The sequence below is a fragment of the Natronobacterium haloterrestre genome, assembly GCF_900112205.1.
Taxonomy (GTDB): domain Archaea; phylum Halobacteriota; class Halobacteria; order Halobacteriales; family Natrialbaceae; genus Natronobacterium; species Natronobacterium haloterrestre.
Genome location: NZ_FOKW01000002.1, coordinates 92,098 through 114,342 on the forward strand (window position 1 = coordinate 92,098; position 22,245 = coordinate 114,342).

Annotated in this window: 27 protein-coding genes; 14 read left to right on the forward strand and 13 right to left on the reverse strand. The window is 67.6% G+C overall.

Annotation, left to right across the window (positions count from 1 at the left end):
* Positions 1 to 80 precede the first annotated feature (80 nt).
* Complete coding sequence (locus BM113_RS04485) at positions 81 to 1,103, forward strand: PrsW family intramembrane metalloprotease (protein ID WP_089785734.1); 1,023 nt, start codon at positions 81 to 83, stop codon at positions 1,101 to 1,103.
* A gap of 102 nt (positions 1,104 to 1,205) precedes the next feature.
* Positions 1,206 to 1,553: a hypothetical protein gene (locus BM113_RS04490; protein WP_089785736.1), complete on the forward strand. Its 348-nt coding sequence runs from the start codon at positions 1,206 to 1,208 to the stop codon at positions 1,551 to 1,553.
* 13 nt (positions 1,554 to 1,566) lie between these two features.
* Here the strand turns inward: BM113_RS04490 and BM113_RS04495 are convergent, their stop codons facing one another.
* A complete protein-coding gene (locus BM113_RS04495; RefSeq protein ID WP_089785738.1) occupies positions 1,567 to 2,196 on the reverse strand; it encodes a riboflavin synthase in 630 nt (209 codons plus the stop codon).
* A 130-nt stretch (positions 2,197 to 2,326) separates the two neighbouring features.
* Between BM113_RS04495 and BM113_RS04500 the strand changes: the two genes are divergently transcribed.
* A complete protein-coding gene (locus tag BM113_RS04500; RefSeq protein ID WP_089785740.1) occupies positions 2,327 to 3,727 on the forward strand; it encodes a metallophosphoesterase in 1,401 nt (466 codons plus the stop codon).
* Positions 3,728 to 3,891: 164 nt separating this feature from the next.
* The gene (locus BM113_RS04505) at positions 3,892 to 4,173 is read left to right on the forward strand and encodes a DUF7533 family protein (protein ID WP_089785742.1); all 282 of its coding nucleotides are present in this window, start codon (positions 3,892 to 3,894) and stop codon (positions 4,171 to 4,173) included.
* A gap of 33 nt (positions 4,174 to 4,206) precedes the next feature.
* Here the strand turns inward: BM113_RS04505 and BM113_RS04510 are convergent, their stop codons facing one another.
* The 4 genes from BM113_RS04510 to BM113_RS04520 all read right to left on the reverse strand — a co-directional run bounded on the left by BM113_RS04510 (position 4,207) and on the right by BM113_RS04520 (position 7,859).
* A complete protein-coding gene (locus BM113_RS04510) occupies positions 4,207 to 5,409 on the reverse strand; it encodes a M24 family metallopeptidase (RefSeq protein ID WP_089785751.1) in 1,203 nt (400 codons plus the stop codon).
* A 2-nt stretch (positions 5,410 to 5,411) separates the two neighbouring features.
* Positions 5,412 to 7,319: a UvrD-helicase domain-containing protein gene (locus BM113_RS04515; RefSeq protein ID WP_089785755.1), complete on the reverse strand. Its 1,908-nt coding sequence runs from the start codon at positions 7,317 to 7,319 to the stop codon at positions 5,412 to 5,414.
* A gap of 83 nt (positions 7,320 to 7,402) precedes the next feature.
* Entirely contained in the window at positions 7,403 to 7,561 is a 159-nt protein-coding gene (locus BM113_RS22200; RefSeq protein WP_177209098.1) for a DUF7563 family protein, read from the reverse strand.
* A gap of 112 nt (positions 7,562 to 7,673) precedes the next feature.
* Positions 7,674 to 7,859 carry an HVO_0416 family zinc finger protein gene (locus BM113_RS04520; RefSeq protein WP_007140308.1) on the reverse strand — a complete coding sequence of 62 codons (186 nt, stop codon included), beginning with the start codon at positions 7,857 to 7,859 and terminating at the stop codon, positions 7,674 to 7,676.
* 170 nt (positions 7,860 to 8,029) lie between these two features.
* Here BM113_RS04520 and ubaA point away from each other — a divergent pair, with 170 nt between their 5' ends.
* Positions 8,030 to 8,866 (forward strand): SAMP-activating enzyme E1, encoded by an 837-nt coding sequence (gene ubaA / locus BM113_RS04525; protein WP_089785757.1) that lies wholly within the window; start codon positions 8,030 to 8,032, stop codon positions 8,864 to 8,866.
* Between the two features lie 68 nt (positions 8,867 to 8,934).
* On the opposite strand, the gene BM113_RS04530 is transcribed toward ubaA, so the two are convergent.
* The 4 genes from BM113_RS04530 to BM113_RS04545 all read right to left on the reverse strand — a co-directional run bounded on the left by BM113_RS04530 (position 8,935) and on the right by BM113_RS04545 (position 12,180).
* On the reverse strand, positions 8,935 to 9,903 hold the full coding sequence (locus BM113_RS04530) for a hypothetical protein (RefSeq protein WP_089785759.1): 969 nt from the start codon (positions 9,901 to 9,903) through the stop codon (positions 8,935 to 8,937).
* Between the two features lie 105 nt (positions 9,904 to 10,008).
* Positions 10,009 to 10,800 carry an SDR family oxidoreductase gene (locus BM113_RS04535; RefSeq protein WP_089786440.1) on the reverse strand — a complete coding sequence of 264 codons (792 nt, stop codon included), beginning with the start codon at positions 10,798 to 10,800 and terminating at the stop codon, positions 10,009 to 10,011.
* Between the two features lie 100 nt (positions 10,801 to 10,900).
* Positions 10,901 to 11,359 (reverse strand): Tfx family DNA-binding protein, encoded by a 459-nt coding sequence (locus BM113_RS04540; protein ID WP_089786441.1) that lies wholly within the window; start codon positions 11,357 to 11,359, stop codon positions 10,901 to 10,903.
* Between the two features lie 266 nt (positions 11,360 to 11,625).
* Entirely contained in the window at positions 11,626 to 12,180 is a 555-nt protein-coding gene (locus BM113_RS04545) for a DoxX family protein (RefSeq protein WP_089785761.1), read from the reverse strand.
* Between the two features lie 178 nt (positions 12,181 to 12,358).
* On the opposite strand from BM113_RS04545, the gene BM113_RS04550 reads away from it, so the two are divergent.
* On the forward strand, positions 12,359 to 13,513 hold the full coding sequence (locus BM113_RS04550) for an MBL fold metallo-hydrolase (protein ID WP_089785763.1): 1,155 nt from the start codon (positions 12,359 to 12,361) through the stop codon (positions 13,511 to 13,513).
* A gap of 75 nt (positions 13,514 to 13,588) precedes the next feature.
* Here BM113_RS04550 and BM113_RS04555 read toward each other — a convergent pair whose 3' ends face one another.
* Together BM113_RS04555 and BM113_RS04560 are read right to left on the reverse strand one after the other, a co-directional pair.
* Positions 13,589 to 14,623 (reverse strand): NAD-dependent epimerase/dehydratase family protein, encoded by a 1,035-nt coding sequence (locus BM113_RS04555; RefSeq protein WP_089785765.1) that lies wholly within the window; start codon positions 14,621 to 14,623, stop codon positions 13,589 to 13,591.
* 225 nt (positions 14,624 to 14,848) lie between these two features.
* On the reverse strand, positions 14,849 to 15,187 hold the full coding sequence (locus BM113_RS04560) for a nuclear transport factor 2 family protein (RefSeq protein ID WP_089785767.1): 339 nt from the start codon (positions 15,185 to 15,187) through the stop codon (positions 14,849 to 14,851).
* A gap of 121 nt (positions 15,188 to 15,308) precedes the next feature.
* On the opposite strand from BM113_RS04560, the gene BM113_RS04565 reads away from it, so the two are divergent.
* The 4 genes from BM113_RS04565 to BM113_RS04580 all read left to right on the forward strand — a co-directional run bounded on the left by BM113_RS04565 (position 15,309) and on the right by BM113_RS04580 (position 19,054).
* Complete coding sequence (locus BM113_RS04565; protein WP_089785769.1) at positions 15,309 to 17,099, forward strand: Rieske (2Fe-2S) protein; 1,791 nt, start codon at positions 15,309 to 15,311, stop codon at positions 17,097 to 17,099.
* A 65-nt stretch (positions 17,100 to 17,164) separates the two neighbouring features.
* The gene (locus BM113_RS04570) at positions 17,165 to 17,716 is read left to right on the forward strand and encodes a DUF367 family protein (RefSeq protein WP_089785771.1); all 552 of its coding nucleotides are present in this window, start codon (positions 17,165 to 17,167) and stop codon (positions 17,714 to 17,716) included.
* Positions 17,717 to 17,773: 57 nt separating this feature from the next.
* Entirely contained in the window at positions 17,774 to 17,923 is a 150-nt protein-coding gene (locus tag BM113_RS04575) for a 50S ribosomal protein L40e (protein ID WP_007140299.1), read from the forward strand.
* A 387-nt stretch (positions 17,924 to 18,310) separates the two neighbouring features.
* Positions 18,311 to 19,054, forward strand: a complete 744-nt coding sequence (locus BM113_RS04580; RefSeq protein WP_089785772.1) for a hypothetical protein — start codon at positions 18,311 to 18,313, stop codon at positions 19,052 to 19,054.
* Between the two features lie 48 nt (positions 19,055 to 19,102).
* Here BM113_RS04580 and BM113_RS04585 read toward each other — a convergent pair whose 3' ends face one another.
* The gene (locus tag BM113_RS04585; RefSeq protein ID WP_089785774.1) at positions 19,103 to 19,741 is read right to left on the reverse strand and encodes an MBL fold metallo-hydrolase; all 639 of its coding nucleotides are present in this window, start codon (positions 19,739 to 19,741) and stop codon (positions 19,103 to 19,105) included.
* A 138-nt stretch (positions 19,742 to 19,879) separates the two neighbouring features.
* Between BM113_RS04585 and BM113_RS04590 the strand changes: the two genes are divergently transcribed.
* Both BM113_RS04590 and BM113_RS04595 read left to right on the forward strand, forming a co-directional pair.
* On the forward strand, positions 19,880 to 20,056 hold the full coding sequence (locus BM113_RS04590; protein ID WP_007140297.1) for a DUF5786 family protein: 177 nt from the start codon (positions 19,880 to 19,882) through the stop codon (positions 20,054 to 20,056).
* Between the two features lie 67 nt (positions 20,057 to 20,123).
* The gene (locus BM113_RS04595) at positions 20,124 to 20,714 is read left to right on the forward strand and encodes an endonuclease dU (RefSeq protein ID WP_089785776.1); all 591 of its coding nucleotides are present in this window, start codon (positions 20,124 to 20,126) and stop codon (positions 20,712 to 20,714) included.
* Positions 20,715 to 20,735: 21 nt separating this feature from the next.
* Here BM113_RS04595 and BM113_RS04600 read toward each other — a convergent pair whose 3' ends face one another.
* Positions 20,736 to 21,146: a disulfide bond formation protein B gene (locus tag BM113_RS04600; protein ID WP_089785778.1), complete on the reverse strand. Its 411-nt coding sequence runs from the start codon at positions 21,144 to 21,146 to the stop codon at positions 20,736 to 20,738.
* 85 nt (positions 21,147 to 21,231) lie between these two features.
* Between BM113_RS04600 and BM113_RS04605 the strand changes: the two genes are divergently transcribed.
* Together BM113_RS04605 and BM113_RS04610 are read left to right on the forward strand one after the other, a co-directional pair.
* Positions 21,232 to 21,828: a uracil-DNA glycosylase gene (locus tag BM113_RS04605; protein ID WP_089785780.1), complete on the forward strand. Its 597-nt coding sequence runs from the start codon at positions 21,232 to 21,234 to the stop codon at positions 21,826 to 21,828.
* A 90-nt stretch (positions 21,829 to 21,918) separates the two neighbouring features.
* The gene (locus BM113_RS04610) at positions 21,919 to 22,176 is read left to right on the forward strand and encodes a hypothetical protein (protein ID WP_089785782.1); all 258 of its coding nucleotides are present in this window, start codon (positions 21,919 to 21,921) and stop codon (positions 22,174 to 22,176) included.
* Positions 22,177 to 22,245 lie beyond the last annotated feature (69 nt).

A 22,245-nucleotide genomic window follows, 5' to 3' on the forward strand; every position in this document is an offset into this window, starting at 1 on the left:
GGTCCTTTTCGCTCGACGTACGGTCGTCCCGGGCTGATTCTCGCCGAACGCTTACCGGTCAGGAGCGATAACCGGCGGGTATGGAACGCAGGCGCGACCCGGTCGAACGGGCCGACGACGGCTCGAGCGACCTCTACGACGTCTCGACGTGGGAACCGAGATCGACGGTGGATCTGCTCGCGTACGCCCTCTACAACGGGGTCAGCTACGGGTTACAGACGATCGTCCTTCTCGTCGCGGCGGTGATCACGCTCGCCTTGCTCGTCCAGCCGGCAGTACTCGTCCTCGAGGACCCCCTGCTGGGTGCTTTCTTCGGCCTGTCGATCGTCCCCGCAGCCCTGCTGGCGGCGTTTATCTGGCGGACCGACATCACGAGCGAGGAACCGCTGACGCTGCTCGTGGCGACGTTCGTGCTGGCGATCCTCTTTGCGACGTTCGCCGCCCTCATCAATTCGGTCATGCGCCCGCGGTTCCAGACGCTGTCACTGATCGGGCCCGTGCTCTTCTTCTATCTGATCGTCGGCCCCGTCGAGGAGGCGGTCAAACTGCTCGCCGTCCGGGTCTTTGCCTATCGGAGCGACACGTTCGACGCCGTCGTCGACGGCGCGGTCTACGGCGCGGTCGCCGGCCTCGGGTTCGCCGCGATCGAGAACGCGATCTACATCTCCGGTACCGTCGCCGAGGCCGAGGCGGGGCTGTTTGCGGCCGCGACGGGGATCACCACCGTCCGCGCGCTCGCGGGTCCGGGACACGTCATTTACTCGGCGATCGCGGGCTACTATCTCGGCCTCGCGAAGTTCAACCCACAACACGCCGGTCCCATCGTCGCGAAGGGGCTGCTCGTGGCTGCGTTCGTCCACGCCACCTACAATACGACGGTCGGGATCGTCCCCGGAATCGCCGCCGAACTCACCGCGCTCGGCCCCGACGCCGCGCTCGTCAGCTACATGATCGTCTTCGACGCCGCGGTCGGCTACTACCTCTACCGGAAGATCGCCCGGTATCGCCGCCGGTATCGCGACGCCGAGGCCGACGTTCCCGATTCGCCGTCGCCGGAACTCACCGAGTTCGATCCGCCGCGACGCCGTCGCTGGGAGCGGTAGCTCCTTCCGTCGTCCGATCGACGGGTTCGAATCAGCGCTGACGGCCTCGAATTCAGGACAGTTTCCCCGAAATATATAGCCGTCCCCGACGAACCCGCGGACATGGTCGCACTCATCGGTTCGCTGGTCGCGTTCGTCGTCGCGTTGCTCGTCGGCGGTCTGGCGATCTACGCCGGCGCATCGACCGTCGTCGGCTCCGACGACTACTCACACGCCGTCTGGACGGCCCTGTTCGGTGCGATCGCGTGGGCCCTGACCGCGTGGATCCCGCTTTTCGGCCCGCTGATCGCGCTGGTCGCCTGGGTCTGGGTGATCAACTGGCGCTACCCCGGCGGCTGGACCGACGCCGCGGTCATCGGGCTGGTCGCCTGGGTCGCGGCGCTCGTGATCCTGTTCGTTCTCAACCTCTTCGGTCTCGGTATCGGCGCGTTCGGCGTTCCCGGGCTCTGATCCCCCGCTCGCCTCACTCGAAACGTGCCTCGAGCAGTCGCTCGACGTATTTCGAGAGGACGTCGACCTCGAGGTGAACCGGATCGCCGGGTTCCTTCTCGGAGAGCGTCGTGAGTTCGTAGGTCGCCGGGATGATCGCGACGGTGACGCTCGCGGCCCCGGCACCGGCGTCGGCGGTTTCACCGCTATCGAGGTCGGCGACGGTGAGACTGATACCGTCGAGCGTGATCGATCCCTTCTCGACGACGTACCGCTCGTAGCCCGCGGGAAGTTCGAACTCGAAGAACCAGTCCTCGTCGACGGACTCGATCCCCGTGACCGTCGCCACCGCGTCGACGTGGCCCTGGACCACGTGGCCGTCGAACCGCCCGTCGGCCGGCATCGCTCGTTCGAGGTTGACCTCCTCGCCTCCCTCGAGATCGCCCAGGTAGGTCCGCTCGACCGTCTCGGTCGCCAGGAAGACCTCGAACCAGTCGCCGTCCTCGAACCGTTCGACCGTGAGACACGCGCCGCTGACGCTGATACTCTGGCCGTGCTCGAGCCCCGTCGCGACGTCGTCCGCGCCGATACGGAGCCGCAACCCGTCCTCGGTCCGCTCGCGGCCGATGATCTCGCCAGTCTCCTCGACGATTCCCGTGAACATGCTCTAGTCGAACGTGGTACGCTCGGGGCAAAGCCGTTCCGTTCCGCTCCGCTCCCTTTTCGTCCCCTCCGGACCTCCGCGACGGCGACGAACGCAACTCCTTTTGAGGTGGACCCGCAGATTGAGAGCAATGGATACGGACCCGAATCCGGGCCCGGACGATCGAGTCTACTACGTCGTCAGCGATCTCCACATCGGCGGCGACGAGCAACTCGAGGAGGCCGCGTTTCTCGGGGAGTTCCTGGACTTCCTCGAGCGCCTCGAGCGGACCGACGAGGACGCCGAACTGATCATCAACGGCGACGCGTTCGGCCTCTGGGAGTTCACGACGGTCGAGGGGATCGAGAAGTTCGACGTCCTCGAGGAGACGTACCCGGAGCTGTTCGACCAGCTCCGAGCGACGGGCGAGAACGTACGGATCACGCTGTTGCCGGGCAATCACGACCACGAACTGGCGGCTTACGACGAGTACGTCGACCGCCTGGCCGAGTACAACGTGGAGTTGATCCCCGAGCAGTCGATCACTCGCCGGGTCGGCGACCAGGTGATCCACTTCGAGCACGGCCACCAACGCGATCCGAACAACCGGATCGAGGACTGGGGAAACCCCCACGCGACGCCGCTTGGCTACTACTACAACACTCTCGTCACGAGCCGCGCGGGCAAACTCTCCGACCGCGGGCGGTACAACTGGCTGAAAGACGTCCAGGCTGTCACGCCGACCGAGCGGATGCCGGTCTGGCTCCTCTCGAAGTACTTCTACCGGGAGATGAACCCACTGTTGCGGTACTCGCTGGTCCCGTTTCTCTTGCTTTTCAACATCAGCGCCATCCTCGCCATCCTGACGGGGCTTGACGTGGCGGGCGTCTGGTCGATCCCGATCGACCGGACGGCGTCGTTTTTCGGCCAGTTCGGTCGGGCCGGGGAAGCGGCGTGGTTCTTCCTCTCGCTCAACGTGACCGTCGCCGGCCTGCTCGTCCTCGTCGGCATCCCGCTGTATTTCATCCGCCGGGACGTCAGGCAGACGATCGATCGGTTCGGCATCTTCGAGACCGAACTCACCGTCGATCCCGAAGCCCCATACGAGGAGGCCGCCGAGGCGGTCTTCGACGAGCGACCGGAGACGACGATCTTCTGCTACGGGCACACCCACCGTCCGGGGATCCGAGAACTCGAGGGCGGGATCATGGTCAACAGCGGCACGTGGCTCAAGCGCCTTCATCGCCGGGACGGGATCATCGGCATCCTGCCGCCGGTGTTTTACCCGTCCTACCAGCTCGCGGCGGTGCGGATCGAGCCGGTCGATGCCTCCGCCGAGCGATCGGAGCCGGCGACCGACGCCGCCTCCGACGTCTCGGGCGTCGCCGTCGAGTTCGAGCGCATCAGGAAACCCAGCCCTGCGACGGAGGAACTCACCCGGACCGAGCGGTTCTTCACGGTCGGCCGGGAGCCCGAACCCGACCTGCCCGACCGCCACGTCGTCGAGTCGCTGTCCGAGAGGACGGCAGCGACCGTCGAGACGAGCGACTGAGACGGATCGTTGTAGCGTTTTACCGGTGATCGCTCCGGCGGGACGGCGATCATGGGTAAAGAACTACACTGGACCGGATGACACGGCACGGTTCACGTCGCTCGAGGTCGTCTCTCGTCCCCGGTCGCCGCCCTTTTTACCGCGTCGGACGTACCCCACTCGACGTGGCAGGTATCATCGATACGGTCAAACTCGCGGGCGTGCTCGTCCTCGCGCTCCCCGCGGCGATGGCGGGGATCGAACTCCTCGTCGTCCGGGGGCGCACGGGTCCTGGAGCGGCCCTGCTCTTTCTCGCCGTCGGGCTCGTGGTCGTCCAGCAGCGGTTGACGACGCCCGGCGACGTCCCCGAACTCGTCGTGAAACGGCTCGGCGCTGGCCTCCTCGGTGGCGGCGATTCGTCCGACGGAAAGTCACGCGAGAACACGAACCGGAACGACGAACGGTAGCGCGAGCGCGAGCGCGAGCGATCAGGAACCCCGTCAGGGCGACTCGAGCAGTGCCGTCGGCTCGAGCGAGCGGGACGGTGCGGCGAGCCACTCGGCGGGTTCGGTTTCGTCCTCGCCGCCGGGAACCGCCAGCAGATCCGCGATCCGCAATCGGCCCTCGCCGACCTCCACCGCGGCGTCGATCCGGACGACCGCGCCCGGTCCGATCTCCGTTCCCGGGGTGAGCGGCCGCTCCGCCGGCTCGAGGCCGACGCCGGTGACCCGGGTCTCGACCGCGCCGTCCTCGCCGAACGCGCGGATCTCGGCCTCGAGGTCGCCCTCGACGGCGGCGACGGTCTCCGGGCCGGCGGTGAGCATCGCTCGGGTCGAGCCGAACGCCTGCGTCAGGGCGACGTGTGCGCGCCGTTCCCGGCCGCCGTCGCTGTCGACGACGACGGTCCGGGCGAGCGCGCCGTAGTAGCCATCGGGGTCGCGGGGGGCGACGGCGACGACGATCGGTTCGCCGGGCCGCAGTCGGCCGTCGCCGGGCACGGAAATCGCGGTGTTGCCGTCCGGGAACCCGCCCGCCGCGGCGATTCCCTCGTCGACCGCAGTTCGGAGTCGGTCGTCTGTCAGCGCCTCCGCTCGATCGTCCTCAGCCTCGAGAACGAGCCGATCGTCCTCGACCGTCGTCCCCGCGAGCAGTTCTGCTCCCCGATGAAGCCCCGCTCGAGCGGCCCGCTGGGCGCGTTCGATGCGCGCACGCTCGGCGTCGGTCTTTTTCGTTCGGGCCCGCTCGAGGGCGTCCGTCGAGGCGAGGTCGAACCCGCGTTGCTCGAGGTAGAGGGCGGCGTCGTGGGGGACGCTCGGGGGCGTCAGTACCGTCGGCTCTGCGGAACCGTCGTTCACGGTCGGGTCGACGGCATCCGCGAGCGCGTCGGCCAGCCGTGCCGCCGGATGCCGGTCCGACGGGGCACTCGGGCGTTCGCTCTCGAGGTGCCACTCCTCGCCGTCGTAGCCGATCGCGTAGGTGGGTCGCCCGCGGGCGAGATCGTGGTCGTCCTCGATCGAGGCGACCGCGGCCACAGCGTACCGGACCCCCGGATCGCGGTCGGTCCCGACGTGGACGAACGCCGCCGCGTTACGGGACTCGAGACAGTCGTCGAGGACCGACTCGAGGGCGTCGGCGTCGCTCCTCCGGTCGGACGACGAACGCTCGCGTCCGTCCGCGTCGGCTCGTGGCGTCCCGTCGGTCACGGTTACGGCGCTTCGGCCTCGACTTCCTCGTCTTGCCCCTCGTCCTCGCCCTCGGCGTCGCCCTCGTCTTCGTCCGCCAGCGGCTGCTGGGCCTCTTCGATCAGTTCCTCGAGGGTGACGTCGGTGAGGTGGCCGTTGAGCAACACGTCGATCGGCAGCGTCGGCGCGCCGTCGACGAGGTTCTCGAGCAGGACGAGCCGTTCGCGGGCACGGGACATGCCGACGTAGAAGACGCGCCGTTCGTTGTCCGTGAGGACGGGGACCGGCGAGGTGGACTTGGTGAACTCCTCGACGCCGGGGACGTCCTCGGGGTCGTCGACCGTCGCGACCATCTGCTCGACGACCTTCTCCGTGAGGTCGGTGCCGACGATGACGTGGTCGGCTTCGCGGCCCTTCGCGGAGTGGATCGTACCGACGCGGACCCGGTCGGTGTCCATCCCGACGTACTCGCCGATGCCGAAGTACGAGCGAATGCTCTTCTTCTGGAAGTTGGTCACCTTCCGGACCATGTCGGCCGCGGAGGCCGGGTCGGGCATGAACGGGACGTGGTCATCGACGACCTCGGCGGGGATCAGCAGTTCCTGGAGGTCGTCGATGCCGGCCTCCTCCTGGCGCTCGTCGATCTCGTCGAAGAGGTCGTCGCGCTCCTCGGTGCCGAACGCCGACTCCTGGAGCATGTCCGCGAGTCTGCGGGCCTGCAGGCCGGTCACGTCGTCGCCGCGGTCGATCGCCTCGATCGCGCGGACGTACTGGGTGAGCCGGTCGGTCCACATCCGCTGGTCGGTCAGCGACGTGAACGGGATCCCCTCGGTGATGAACTCGTCGATGAACTGGAACATCTGGTAGCGGGCCCGGAACAGGACCATGATCGTCCCGTCGGGGTCCTCGACCAGCGTCCGCCGGACCATCCGGACCACGTCGAGCATCGAGGCGTTCCGGCGGGCCTCGACGGCACCGCCCTCCTTGCGGGGCTTGAGGTCCTTGTCCTGGCGCTTCTCGATGTGGCGGATCTCCTTGTTGACCGCGTTGAGGACGTTCGAGGGCAGTCGGTAGGAGTTCGGGAGAATGACGTCCTCGTCGACCTCCTCCTCGAGCAGCAGGGCGGGATCGGCACCCTGCCACGAGTAGACGACCTGGTCGTCGTCGCCGGCGATCAGCACCTGGTCCATGTGGGGTTTCCACTCGTCGTAGACGTCGTACTGCAGCGTCGTGATGTCCTGGAACTCGTCGATCACCAGGTAGTCGACGCTCGGAAGCAGCGAGCGCTGTCGCACGCGCTCGAGCATGTCTGCGAAGCCGATCTTGCCCTCCTCGCCCTTGTAGGAGCGCCAGGCGCGGATCGCTTCGGGGACGTCGATCCGGTCGTCGTCGCTGGGCCAGGTCGGGGTGTACTTGTTACCCTCCTGGGCGTTGGGGTCGATCTCCGGCGGGAGTCGAACCTCCTCCTCGTCCCACTGGAAGGGGACGTCGTACCAGTCGGCGACGTCGCGGCGGGTCCGCTGGAGCCACTGGCTGGTCGCGATGACCTTGTTCCCGATGGTCGTCGAACGGGCGGTCCGGCGACCCGCGCCGGAGTACTCGTCCTCGAACTCGAGGCCGTACTGTTCGCAGAACTCCTCTTTTTCGGTTTCGCCGATGACGTCGCTCCGGGAGAGATCCAGCAGATCGTACGCCTTGGCGTGCATCGTACAGACGTTGCCCTGCAGCGCACGGGGGCTCTCACCGAGTCGGTCGGCGAGTCGTTCGCGAACCTCCTGTGCGGCCGCTCGCGTGTACGAGACGACGAGGATATCCCGGAACGTGACGCCGTCCTGCTCGAGGATTTCTTCGACGTGGTCGAGAAGCGCGGTCGTCTTCCCGCTCCCCGGACCACCGAACAGCCGGGTCACCTTCGTCTCCGTGGTAGCCATTGTAGCCATTCAGGAGCGCGATACTCATAAGTGACGTGGGTTTTCGACGACGGGAACGGACCGTTGACGGGCGGTTCAGGGCGTCAGGGGTTTCGCGGGGAGCGAGCGGTTCGGACCTCGGCGCCGTCTCGGATCTTGTCCTGGCAGTCCGGACAGACGCGCGGGTCGTCGACACCTCGCGGCGTGAACACCCGCGCGTACGCGTCGGTCACGAACGCACCGCAGTTCTGGCATTCCGGCATATCTCCTCACCGCTACTGTTTGCAATTAATACACTATAGTTATGTCGAATGTTCCGGGCGAAAACTGTACCGGCACCGCTCGTCGGTGGAGGAAAACGATGGGCGGAGCCGCCTACGCCGTCGGCTCCCAGCCGCAAACTGTACACAGCGTCGCCGAGTCCTCGTGGAGGCCGCCACACTCCGGACACTGCTTTTTGTTATACTCCTGTTCCCACCCTACTCGTTCGACCGTGTGACCGCGGTCAGTGAGGAACTGATCGAAGACGTCGTCACCGGCATCGTTGGGTGAGGTACCCATAGGTGTGTCAATGCACACCACAGTAATAAATCGTAGGGTTGCCTCTAGATCCTACCTCAGAGTTTCCGACAGGTAAGGTACCGTACTCGTCACGAACGGGGGATTTGCGGCGTCGAAGCGGGTACGTGCCGACCCTCGAGTTTTTGCCGGTCTCGCTCCAACGTAGGCGTATGACGGATCTGCGCCTCGACGCGACGCAACTCGATCGGTACTCGAGACACGTAATCATGGACGAAGTCGGGCCCGAAGGACAAAAGCGGCTGCTCGAGGGGTCGGTACTCGTCGTCGGCGCGGGCGGGCTCGGTTCGCCGGCGATCCAGTACCTCGCGGCCGCCGGGGTCGGCCGGATCGGCATCGTCGACGACGACGTCGTCGAGCGGTCGAACCTGCAGCGACAGATCGTCCACGGCGACGGCGACGTCGGCCGGCCGAAAGTCGACAGCGCGGCCGACTACGTGGCGGCGCTGAACCCCGACGTCGACGTCGAGACCAACGAGCTACGGCTCACCGCCGACAACGTCGGCAACCTCGTCGCCGACTACGACGTCGTCCTCGACGCCAGCGACAACTTCGCGACGCGGTACCTGCTCAACGACCACTGCGTGCTCACCGAGACGCCGCTGTCCCACGGCGCGATCTACCGGTTCGAGGGCCAGGTGACGACGTTCACCAACGAACGTACCGGCGAGGACGACCCGCCGTGTTACCGCTGTATCTTCCCGGAGGCCCCCGAACCCGGCACCGTCCCCGATTGCGCGACGACCGGGGTCCTCGGCGTCCTCCCGGGTACCGTCGGCTGCATCCAGGCCACGGAGGTCGTCAAATACCTGCTCGGGAAGGGTGACCCGCTCGAGGGCCGACTGCTCATGTACGACGCGATGGACATGAGCTTCGAGGAGGTCCCCGTCCGGCCCAACCCGGACTGTCCCGTCTGTGGCGACGACCCCGAGATCGAGTCCGTCTCGGACGTGGCCTACGAGGGGACCTGCGAGATCTCGGCGGACTGAGCCGCGAATCGGACGACGACGGAGACGGACCGCCAAACCCGGACGGCCCCCTCGAGTCCGTCTCCCCGTCACTTCGCCGGGCTGTCGCGACCGCTCGAGGGCAAAAGGCCCGACAGTTCCAGCACGCCGGCGACGGCGAGACAGGAGACGAACGCGGTGGTGCCGAGTTTTCCGCCCGCACCGGCCAGCGACGGGGCGACGGCGAGATAGACGAGTCCACAGAGGAGCCCGGCGGCCGCGACCTGTCCCGTCGTCGCCAGCCGGTCGTCGCTCGACATCCCGACGAACGAGGCACAGAAGGCGACCGCGGCGAGCGTCGTCCCGAGTTCCGGGAAGAGCGAGGGGAACGCGACCCCGGCGACGACCCCGACCGCTGCGGAGGCGACGACGGAACTCGCCCCGCCGCGAGTCCGGAGGGCCACGGTCGCGACTGCCGCAACGACGGCGACGAGGACGACCGGCGCCACGAGTCGAGAGTCGAGAGCGCCGGCGGCGGCGTAGTCGACGCCGAGCAGCGAACCCGCCACGATGCAGCCAAAGAGCGCGACGGTGCCGTACTTGCCGCCGAACCCGGCGAACGAGTCGGTCGTCGCGACGAACGCGAGCCCGGCCACCGTCCCCGCGAGCGCGACCGCCTCGAGCGACGGGAAGACCGCGGGCGAGGCCATCCCGACGAACGTACCGCAGTAGGCCGGGCCGTCGATCCGGGGGAGCCCGCCGCCGACGAGCAGGCCGACGACCGCGGCGGCCAGTACCGGGCCGAGACCGCCGTGAACGCTCAGTCCGTAGGTCACGACCGCCGCGGCGGGGACCGCAAGCGCGTCGACGGCATCCGCGCGAGCGAGTCCGGGGCCGTCGAGCCGCGAGAGTCGCGGCCGTTCCGTCGCGGCGACGACGGTCCCGACGAGCGCGACGCCGAGCGGGAGACCCACGGCCCCGACCCGGAGTTCGGGCGGCCCGCGGACGGCACCGAGAAGCAACGTAGCCGGCGTCACCAGCAACGCGAGGTAGCCGGCGAACTGAATCGAACCGTACACACCCCCACTCACCCGAGGGGGATCGAGAGGGTTACGCTTCGGAAACTCGGCGTGTGCTGTCGGATCGTCGGCGCGACGATCAGCCAACCGGCTGCCCGGCCGGCTTCAGCGCCCCGCCGGCCCGCCGTCGACCGGTATCTCCGCCCCGTTGACGAAACTCGCCTTCGGGCTCGAGAGGAAGGCGACGACGTCGCCGAGTTCCCGCGGCTCGCCGACGCGCTTCATCGGGATCCCGTCGGCCATCGCCGCCAGCCCCGCCTCGTAGTCGTCGTGGGTCCCTCGTTCGACTCGAGCCTCGAGGCGTTCCTCGGTTCGTGCCGTCTCGATCGCCCCCGGGCGGACGGCGTTGGCCCGGATCTCGGGCGCGAACTCCCGCGAGACGGTCGTGACCAGTTCGACGACTGCTCCGCCGACGGCGTTCGACGGGGCGACCCCCTCGGAACCCGAACCTCCGCGGCTCGCCCGCGGCGTGAGACAGGTGATCGTCCCGTGCTCGGACGCGAGCAGGTGCTCGTGGCTCTCCTCGATCGCCCAGACGACGCTCATCACGAGCGCGTCGTAGGCCCGGTACCAGTCGCGCTCGTCGGTCTCGAGGAAGGTCGTCCGCGGCGGCTCCGCGCCGCCGGCGACGAGGCCGTCGAGTCCGCCGAACGTATCGACCGTCTCGCGGACGGCGCGGCTGACGTCGTCGGGATCGGTGACGTCCGCCCGGACGGCCAGGACGTCCCCCCTCGTCCCGTCGGCGATCCGTTCGCGGACGCGCTCGAGTCGCTCCCGGTCGCGGCCACAGAGCGTGACGTTCGCCCCCTCGTCGGCGAGCGCTCGAGTACACGCAGGGCCGAGTCCGCTCGCGGACGCCGTCACGAGCGCCGCGGTGTCGGCTAACTCGAGGTCCATGCGGGGATCGACCACGGCGAGACGCATAGTTTCGACCCTGCGACGGCCGCGGTGCTCGTGGTGGTCGCGGGCGCTCGTGGACGGCCGTTGGCGGTCGAGCCTACTCCTGGTGACGGACCCGGACCATCCCGTCCGAAGTCACGCCGACGATCAGCGGGGTCGAGACCTCCCGGCCCGTGATCGCCGCGCCGGCGGCGTCGCTGACGGCCTTCATCAGGTCGGGTGCGGTGTAGTCGACCTTGACGCCGGCCTCGTCGCAGGCCTCGTAGACGCGGTTCGGCACGTCGTAGAGGTCGGTCCCCTCCGGGACGCGGACACGGACCGGCGCGCGAAGCGCCTCCGCGAACGCGACGGTTTCGCGGGCCTTCTCGAGGTTTTCGCGGGCACTGGCCTCGATCGAGGAGACGTTCGCACGCGAGGTACCCAGCTCGTCGGCGATGTCGGCCTGCGAGATGTCTCGTTCGCGCAGGGCCAGCACCTGGGCCTGTCGATACGTGAGGACGCTCGATTCGGGTTCGAACCCGATGTCGTCGAGCAGTTCGTCGACTTCATCGAGCACGACGGTCACCCCCGGCTCCGGCTCCGGTTCCGGTTCCGGCTCCCGTCCGGATCGAGTCCGGTCGGACTCGGACGTTCATATCCGAGTACTAGCAGGCGACGGGATGAAAGCTTCCCCGATCCGACCGCGACCGAGTCGATGCTCGAGCCGTCACGACGATATCGGGAGGGACACGGGAGAACGTGCGGAAACGCTCGAAAGCGAAAGCGCGTGAGGAGGAAAGCGGAGCGGGACTCCGTCGATCCCGGGCTACGCCGTCGCACGGCTCAGCCCAGGAGATAGCGGAGCTTGGGGTAGCGGTCGATCAGCTTCTCGCCGCCGACCTGGATGCGCTCGAGGTAGGCGTCGAGGCCGGCGATGCGGCCGGCAGCGAAGGCGCCGAGCGCGAGGAACGCGACGGCGTAGATCAGCGTCGAGTCGAACAGCGCGAGCCACTCGCCTTCCCAGCCGCCGAGGTAGAAGGCGGTCATCTGTATCGCGCCGCCGAGTGCGGCCAGGCGGACGAACGCGCCGGCGATCAGCGCGACGCCGATCAGCAACTGCGTCGCGGGCACGACGACGTTGATGACCTCCATCAGCGCGGGGTTGGCGGCCATCGCGCCGTAGAGCCCGCTCACGGGGCTCGCGGGGTCGACGTGGGCGAGGTAGCCACTGGCGTCGAACGGCCAGTCGGAGACCTTCCCCAGGCCCGCAAACAGGATCATCCCGCCCATCACGAACCGCAGTGCGACCACGAACCACGCGCTCAGGGCGTGCGGTTCGCCGGTGAGGGTGATCCCGCCGTAGCGGCTTTCGAGCCGGTTTGGAGTTGTAGTGGACATCGTCTGTCACCTCTTACAGGTGAAGGTAGGACGGTCGTATACTTGAACGGAGATCGTAATTCTCGCCGCTCAGGAGATGTTCCGAGCGGCCGAGAATCGCGGACGAACATGTTCGCCTAATTTATACTGCCGGCGGCTGCGCGACGACGTTTACGTCCGTCGGCGTCGTACGAGCGGTATGGTCACGACCATCTCCCCCGACCGGCTCGCGGAGTTGATCGACGGGGACGAGGAGTTCGCGCTCGTCGATACGCGCCCGGCGGAGAGTTACGAGGCCTGGCGCGTTCCCGGGGCCAGACACTTCCAGTTCGGCCCGGAGGAGGACCTCGACGAGGACGGGCAACTCGAGGACCTGCGCGAGGTCGTCGGGGACGCCGACCGGGTGATCGCCATCTGCGCGAAAGGGCTCTCGTCCGGCAACCTGGCGACGCAACTCGAGTCGGCGACCGACGAGTTCGACGCCCAGGCCGTCGACGGCGGGATGAAAGGCTGGAGCGGCGTCTACGATCGTGCGCGGGTCGACGTCGACGTCGACGACGGGCTGACGGTCGTTCAGGTCCAGCGCCGCGCGAAGGGCTGTCTCGGCTACGTGGTCGGCTGTGAACGCACGGGCGAGGCGGTCGTCGTCGATCCGACCGCCGACGGCGACGAGTTCGCGGTCGCCGCGGAGGAGGCCGCCCTCTCGATCGAGGGGGTGATCGACACCCACGTCCACGCCGATCACGTATCCGGCGGGCGGGAACTCGCCGACGACCTCGAGGTCCCCTACTACCTCGGCGAGCGGGCCACGGAGCGCGACGTCGAGGTCGAGTTCACGCCGCTCGAGCGCAACGAGGTGCTCGCGGTCGGCGACCGGGAGGTGAAGGCGCTGGCCGCGCCGGGCCACACCACCGAGACGATCAACCTCCTTGTCGACGACCGGGCGCTGTTGACCGCGGACACGCTGCACGTCGACTCGACTGGGCGGACGGAACTCGAGTTCAGCGACGACGAGGGCGAGGAGGGCGCAAAGATGCTCTACGAGACGCTCCACCGGACGATCCTCGCCGAACCCGAGTCGGTCGTCGTCCTCCCCGGCCACGTCACCGTCACCGAGGCGGGGGAGTTCGCCCACGGCTCGCCCGGCGAACCGATCACGACGACGATCAGGGACGCCCGGACGGAGATCGACCTGCTGGACCTCGAGCGCGAGGCGTTCGTCGAGCGGATGGCCGACGCCGGGGAGAAGCCGGCCAACTACGAGGAGATCATCGACCGCAATCGGGGTGCACTCGAGATCGCACCGGAGGAGCGGGTCGAACTCGAGATGGGGCCGAACAACTGCTCGGCCTGAGCGTCGCTCGAGGAGACCGGGACGAGGGACGGTCTCGAGACTCGTCCGGGTTTCAGCGACGAAAGCGGTCACCCGTCACGGCGACCGTCGGGCTGGGGAAACCGGTTCGCGTATTTCCGATCGCATCCCCAGCTGTGTCAGCTCCCAGTCGAGATATTCACGGAGGCCGTCTTCCACGGGCCGGTGTTCGATCCCGAGTTCACGTCGGGCTCTCGAGTTGTCGACGAGCACTTCGCCGCTGTCGAAGAACGCCAACAGCTCGCTTTCGAACCCCTCGGGGGGCCTGGTAACGAGTTCGACGGCGGAGACGACACGGCTCAACGCGCCGAAAACCGCGCTCGGAACCGCTCGCGGTGCTGGAATGCCCGTCAACTCCTCTACGATCCCGAGCATTTCGGGGACGCTCCTGGGTTCGCCCGCGAGTATGTACTCCTCCCCGGGGGATCCCTCGTCCATGGCCCGGATCAGGTTCGCGGCCGTGTCCTCGACGTAGCTCCAGGGAAGCGTGAAGTCGTTCGGAACCATGGGAAGCTCCCGTTTGAGGTGGCCCCGGAACGCAGTCCGAGGTGTGCCGCCGTATGCCTTGTCACCGGGTCCGTAGATAGCGCCGAGCGTGGCGATTACGAGCGGGAGCCCGTCGTCGATCATCGGTTCCGCGACCTCGTAGTGGGCGCGCCACTTCGTACGCTGGTACACCGAGGGAAACGAGTTCGGCGACCGGTAGGACTCGTCGACGTACTCGCCGCCAGTATCGCCGTACACGCCGGCGGTGCTGACGTAGACGCCTTTCGGTACGTCGTACTCGTCCAGCAGTTCCAGCACGTTCCGCGTTCCCTCGACGTTGACGCGCTCGGCTTTCCCTTCGTTCCACGGGCCCGGCCCGACCTGGTACCAGGCGGCGAGGTGGAAGACACCGTCGGTCCCGTCTATCGCGTTTCCCAGACTCTCCCGTTCCGTGACGTCCCCCTCGACGACCGTGACGGACTCGGGGAGGTGCTCGGCGTTCGACTCGTCGCGGGTGACCGCAGCCACCTCGTGTCCATCGTCCACGAGTCGCTCGACGAGGTGGGTCCCGATGAACCCGGTCGCGCCAGTGATGGCGTACCTCATATGCTGACTCGTGTTAACAAACAGCATAAGGCTTCGTTCTTTCCAGGCGTACTGTTCGGTTCCGGACCCTGTCCGCGAGTGTAGTCGCCCGGAAGGTACCACGCGTAGCTGTCGGACCGGCGGTCGGTTCGCACGCGCAGGGATCGGACTTCCTCCCGTCTTACCGCCATTTTGAGAGAGTCGACCGCGACCAGCCCTCGGGTCCGGGGGAGCCGTCCCGCCGTCTCACCGCGAGTACGTCTCGAGGCGGACGATCCGTCCCTCCTCGAGTTCGAAGAAGTCGGCGAACTCGAACAGTTCGGTCGTCTCGCCGTCCGCCTGCTCGAGTACGCGGCCGCGGGCGGCGACTGCCGCCTCCTCGTCGGCGACGACCGAACACAGCGCGTGGCGCGTGTCCGGGTTCGGGCGCTCCTCGCGCATGAACCGGACGAACGATGTCCGGTCCTCGAAGGTCCTGTCGGGTCTGCGCTGGACGAACTCGGGCGCGAGGACCGACTCGAGGGCGTCGTAGTCGTGGTCGTCGAGCGCGTCGTAGTACCGCCGAACGAGGGCAACCGGGTCCATGCCCGGACGGTTTCGGGTGGAGGGGCAAAAGCGTGGTACTCGCCCGTCGACCGTATGTCGGCGGTTCTACAGGAACTGAGTTCAGCGAACGCTTACACGACATCGCGTCGTGTGTGAGCCTATGGCAACAGCCGACGACTTCCACGAGGCCGTCCCGCTCGCGGACCTCGAGGAGAGCGGCCGCAAACTGACCAGCGTCGACGGGGTACCGATCGCCCTCTTCCACCACGAGGGCGAGGTCAGGGCGGTGAACAACTGCTGTCCCCACATGGGGTTCCCGCTCGTCGAGGGCACCGTCGACGACGGAATCCTCACCTGCCACTGGCACCACGCCCGGTTCGAACTCTCCTGTGGCGACACGTTCGACCCGTGGGCCGACGACGTCCAGACCTACCCCGTCGAGGTGCGCGACGGGACCGTCTACGTGAACCCGAACCCGGTCCGGGAGCTGCCGCCGGAGGAGCACTGGACCGACCGCCTCGAGACGGGGCTCGAGGAGAACCTGCGGCTGGTCGTCGCGAAGTCGACCATCGGCCTCCTCGACGCCGGCGTCGACTACCGCGAGCCGGCCGCACGGACCCTCGAGTTCGGCACCCAGTACCGGGACGCCGGCTGGGGCCGCGGGCTCACCGTCCTCGGCTGTATGGCGAACGTGATCGACGACCTCGAGGAGCGGGACCGAAAGCGGGCGCTTTACACCGGCGTCCGGTACGTCGCGAACGACTGCGCCGGCGAGACGCCGAACTTCGACCAGCCGTCGCTGTCGACCGACGACGTCGGGTTCGACCGGCTCAAGACCTGGTTCCGGGACTGCGTCGAGTTGCGCGACGCCGACGGCGCGGAACGCTGCCTGCGGACCGCCGTCGAGTCGGGCCGGTCGGAGGCCGAACTCGCGGAACTGGTTTTTTCGGCCGCGACGGATCACCCCTACCTCTCGACCGGCCACGTCCTCGACTTCGCGAACACGGCCTTCGAGACGCTCGATCACGTCGGTGCCGAGCACACCGCGGACGCCCTCGCGAGCCTCGTCGAACCGCTCGTCACCGCCGACCGCAGCGACGAGCAGTCGGCCTGGCGACAGCCCGTCGACCTGGTCGCGCTCCTCGAGGACGTCTACGGCGGCGACGTCACCGAGACGAGCGGGCTCGAAGAACTGGCGAACGAGGGTGACGGCGAGTCGTGGTCTCCCCCGGCCGACTTCCAGGCGACGCTGCTGGGGGACGACCCCGAAGCGATCGTCGACGCGCTCGCCGACGCGGTCCGGGCCGGCGCGACGACCGAAGAGCTCGCTGCGGCGGTCGCCCACGCCGCCGCGACGCGGGTCGCGCAGTTCGGTACGGGAAACGAGTTCGGCGACTGGGACACCGTCCACCACACGTTCACCTACGCCAACGCGGTCCAGGGGGCGACCCGCCGGACCGACGCGATCGAACTCTACCGGGCCGTCTTCGACGCCGCCATAAGCGTCTACCTCGATCGGTTCCTCAATACGCCGCCCGCGCGAGTCCCCGAGCCCGGCGAGGACACCGGCCGCGACCCGGACACGATCCGCGAAGAACTGCTCGAGACGTTCGACACTGACGGGGAGGTCAACCGGGCCGGTCGGCTGGTCGGGGAGTTCTTCGACTGCGGCGGCGATCCGGCGGCCCTGAAGCGGACGCTCGGACACGGGCTGCTGCGCGAGGATGCCGACTTCCACACCCTCCAGAACGTCGAGGCGGCGTTCCGGCGGTTCGATCTGGTCGAGGAGCGGCCGGACGGCGGGGAGAACGTCGACCTCGAGCGGCGCCGCCGCATCCCGCTGATCGGGACGGCCCGGTACATGGCGGCCCACTTCCCGACGCGCCGGGAGGCCGAGCAGACGTTCTCGATCGCGACGCGGCTCGGTCGCGGGGAACGGATCCACGAGTGACCGCCACGGGCTGATCGCGTCCGCCCATCGACTGCCTTTTTTCCACCCCGACCGTACGACTCCGCGTGGAGTGTCACGTCTACTACGAGGGGGACGACGACCCCGAAAAGTGCACCGCGCGACGCCTCGAGCAGTTCGACGAGGCGATCCTCTACCGGAAGATGTCGCAGGTGCCCTACGGCGTCGTCCTCAACCCCCACGCCGACCGGGCGCTCTCGCCGGCCGACGCCGAGGAGGGGCTCGGCACGCTGGTCGCCCTCGACTGCTCGTGGGAGTCCGCGGAGGCGGCCTCCTTCCGGATGAACGGCGTCCATCGCGCCCTGCCCTTCCTCGTCGCCGCGAACCCGATCAACTACGGCCGGCCGTTCCGGCTGACCACCGTCGAGGCGCTGGCCGGCGCCTGTTGTATCTTCGGCGAGCGGGACCGCGCCGAGGAACTCCTCGAGCCGTTCCGCTGGGGCGAGACCTTCCTGACGCTCAACGAGGAGCCCCTGCGACGGTACAGCGAGTGTGCGGACTCGAGCGAGGTCGTCGCGGTGCAGGAGGAGTATCTGGCCGACGCTGAGGAAGACGAAACCGAGACCGCGAACGACGGCGACGGCACCACCGCGGAGTGACTGCCCGGTAGTCGCACAATCACAGCGGTTATATGCGCGTCCCCCCAACGGGGCGATATGCCAAGCTTCGACGCCGCCGAGAACCGGTCGCTCGAGAAGATGATCTGCATGCGCTGTAACGCCCGCAACCCGAAGCGAGCCGACTCCTGTCGGAAGTGTGGCTACGGGAACCTTCGCCCCAAGGCGAAAGAGCCCCGCGCAGCGTAATCGCGTTCTCCGGTCGTTCTCCGATCTCTTTCCCCCGGCGGAGCGATCCGGACCCCGTCCATCCGCAATCGTGACACCGTGAGACCGTCCATAGCCCGTCGTATCGGGCGAGGGGGCACGGTTGCCGCCTCCGCATAAACGGAGAAGATCGGGGCGTCGTTTTGCCGGCGAATACTGTTCCTGTCTCGGAGCTTCACTGTTCTCTACGATTCACTATCGGGTTGGAAGTCGGCTTTTTCCCTCCTATGTGCGAATAATATCTTAGTTTGAAATGGTCACTTCAAACCAAAAATAATAAAAATAGCGGCTGGAATTATATAATATGGTTTGTTATACCAACGACGATACACGGACTACTGAACGACGACAGTTAGGGGGCGATTCCCGATGACGGGACCGATGCTCGCCACCAGAATCCGCGCGTCGATCGAGTCCAATCTCGTCGGATTCGTCGATTTGGTTCCGACGTTATTCGGCGCTGTGCTGGTCGTCTCGTTCGGCGTGTTCCTCGGCCGGAAACTACAGCCAAAGGTGGCGGATGCCGGCCGTCGGGTCGAAATCGACGAAACCGTTCGAGCTACCCCCTTCGAAGCTCTGTTCCCCGATGGGTCCGACGGCGTCTCCCGGACGTTTGCAGTCTTTCTCAAGTACTACGTCGCGTTGGTCGGGGTGTTCGCCGCGATCGAGTGGGTTGCCGCGCGGACTGCGATGTCCTCGACGTGGCTCGTCTCGACCTGGGGGCAGGATCTGCTGGCGTACGTTCCCCCGATCGTCATCGGCATCGTGGTCCTGTTTGTCGGCTTCTACCTGGCTAATTGGGGGACGGAACAGGTTCGTCACTCACCCGCAACCGAACAACTCGGCTTCGCCCCGGTTCTCGCGGGCGCGACGAAGACGATCCTGTACTTTCTGGTCCTCGTTATCGGCCTCGAGACGATGCCGATCGATGCGGGGATTCTCCACACGTTCGGCCAGGCGTTCGCGTACGCGATCGGCCTTGCCGCCGCGCTAGCGATCGGCATCGCTGTCGGCTGGGGTGGCAAGGACTACGTCGCCGAAAACATCGACGACTGGTTCGCGCAAACGCGTGACGCTGCCGGGGAGACGAAAGCCGTGACCGGCGACGACTAACGCGAGCGGGTTCGTCGGGGTCGGTTCACGAGGGCTGCCACGGTCGACTCATTCCGTTTCGGGGTACTTCGGCTCACGTCGTTCCGCGCGCTCGAGGGCGGTCTCGACGACGTCGCGGACGTCCCCGTGGAAGACCTCGCCGTGGCCCGCGTACATGTGTTCGACGCCGGCGGACTCGCTTCCCTCGTCCCCCGAGGGCATGCGCTCGAGCAGGTCCCGAATGCTCTCGATGAGCCGCTCGCGGGACTGGCCGGCCATGTCGGTGCGGCCGAAGCTCCCGTAGTCGAACGCGCCGTCGTCGTGGACGACCACGTCGCCGGAAAACAGCGTCGTCTCGGAGACGAACGAGACGTGATCGTCGGCGTGGCCGGGCGTGTAAACCACGTCGAACTCCTCGTCGCCGATCCGGACCGAGTCGCCGTCCTCGAGCGCGTGGGTCCGTGCCGGATGGTCGCCGTAGGCGTAGACATCGGGGTCGAAGGCCTCGACGACGCTCTCGAGTTGGGCGACGTGATCGCTGTGCTGGTGGGTCAGGACGACCGCATCGAGGTCGTCGACGTGCCTGCGGATGACGTCGACGACGCCTTCGTATGCGCCGGCGTCGACGAGCGTGACGGTGTCGCCGACCGCCAGGAAGGCGTTGCAGGTGAACGTCTCGGCCTCGTCGGTAACGTGGTACACGTCCATATCGGGGGTCTCGTCGGCCGCGAGTAAAATCCTGGCGTCGTTGCCGCCAGTTCGCGGAATTTCCACTGAGCGACCGGTAGCGACCCCGATGGACACAACCATGGAATTTTTCACTTCCAAACCCGTACTACTACCTGTATGGGATTCGGGAGTTACGACGAATCCGAACAGCAGGAGGTCGACGCTGATTTTGACGACGACGACGCCGTTCAGTCATCGGAAACCGACCACAACGGAACGATCGAGTTCGAGAACGGAGCTTCCAGCGACGAACTCTTGGATCGCCTCAAGGAGATCAAGGACGACGAGTCCTGACCGTGATAGCTAACCCCCGCGGTCGGTGCCGGTCTCGGTCCCGGCGCCGATTCCGGTGGCGATACCGATGAAAGCCGGGGTGCGGGCGCTCGGCGTCGCGGAGTCCTATCGCGACGGCGGGGCACGGAGTACGTTCGCCGCCGCCGTCGTCCGCGCCGACCGCGTCGTGGACGGGCTGGCCTACGACTCCTGTACCGTCGGCGGCACCGACGCGACCGACGCGGTCGTCTCGCTGCTTGCCGATCTGGACCGTCCCGACGTCCGGTACGTGTTGCTCGGTGCCGTCGCCCCGGCGTGGTACAATCTTCTCGAGCTGTCGCGGATCCACGAGGCCGCCGACCGGCCCGTGATCGCCGTCACCTTCGAGGAGAGCGACGGTCTCGAGAGCGGGATCCGCGACGCCTTTTCGGGCGAAGAACGCCAGCGGCGTCTCGAGCGGTATCGCTCGCTGCCGCCCCGCCGAGAACTGTCGGTCAACGACGAGACGGTGTACGTCCGGGCCAGCGGCCTCGAGGCCGAGCGGGTCGACGAGGTCGTACGCGGATTCACGCCCGAGGGTGGCCGTCCGGAGCCGGTCAGGGTGGCCAGCCTCGCGGCGCGGGCGGCGGACGGCTACCGCGCCGACGAGGGGAAGCCGCCGGACGAGTCCGACGGCTAAGGTTCGTTCCGGCCGCCCAACTCACGCCGACCGCCGCTCGAGCGCCGCCACGCCGAGAAGCCCGGCGGTCACGAGGACGAACGCGACCAGCGACAGCCGTGGAATCGTGAAGACGCCGAGCCCACGCCAGTAGACGGAGCCACAACCGCCGCCGACCCCGCAGGTCGCGCCTGAGGAACCCGTCGCCTGGATCGCGACGTGATACGCCGCGACGAGGAGGCCGACCCCCGAGAGGGGGAGGGCGGTCCTCCACGCTCCCGTGCGGTCCTCGAGGGCGGCGACGCCGAGGACGACCGTGAGCGGGTACATACAGATCCGCTGGTACCAGCACAGGTCGCAGGGCGGATACCCCCGGATCTCGCCGAAGTAGAGGCTACCGAGGGTCGCGACGGCCGCGACGACGACGGTGGCGACGAGGAGGCGACGGCGCATACCCCCGGATGGGTGCGACGGGGGGTTCAATCGTTCGGTCCCGACAAACGGAAAAACGTAGGTGGCCCTCGGCTGAGCACCCACCATGGGAACGATGGAGGATCTCCGGGTCACCGAGTGCACGCAGTGTCCGAAACTCGTCGACTGTCGGAGCCGGATCGTCAACGGCACCGGCCCCGAGGACGCCGACGTGCTCTTCGTCGGCGAGGGGCCGGGCGCACGGGAGGACGAGCAGGGCGAGCCGTTCGTCGGCCGTAGCGGCTCCGTGCTCGACGACCAGCTCCGGATCGCCGGCCTCGACCGCGAGACGATTCGGATCACCAACTGCGTACGCTGTCGCCCGCCGGAGAACCGCGACCCGACCACGGAGGAACTCGAGAACTGCCGAGGATACCTCGAGACCGAGATCGAGCGGCTCGACCCCGAGGTGATCGTCACGCTCGGGAAGGTGCCCAGCGAGCACCTGCTGGACCGTTCGGTCGCGGTCACGAAGGAGGCGGGAACGGTCGAGGACGTCCGCATCCGGGGCTCGCCGTACCGACTGCTGATCTGTGTTCACCCGGCGGCGACGCTGTACGACCGCAGCCAGGAGGAGACGTTCGCGGAGACGATCGAACGTGCGGCCGACCTCGCCGGGGCGGACGGCAGCGAGGGCGGGCAGACGCGGCTCGACGGCTTCTGACCGGTGTGCGGACCAGGCGGACGGTAACTCGTCGGCGGAGGTTTCGCTCGCCGGCAGTCACTTGAACCGCCCGGCCGCCCCAGGACGACCATGACCGATCTCACGCTTGACGACGTCGAGCGGAGCCTCGAGCGGGCGACCGACCTCGAGACGGAGGAGGCGGTCGCTGTGTTGCGAAGCGCCCGCGAGGACCTCGAGGCACTGGGGAGCGATCCGGACGTCGACGAGACGCGCCGCCGGGAACTCGAGGACACGCTCGACCAGCGCATCCGGGAGGTCGAGAACCGCGACGCCTACCGGGGAGAACTCGGCGCGGCGATGAACCCGGACGAGGACGACGCTCCTTGAGTACCCGGCGACGGACTCGCGGACCTCCTCTCGTCCGGAAAACGGTAACCACGTCGTACAGCCGCCGTC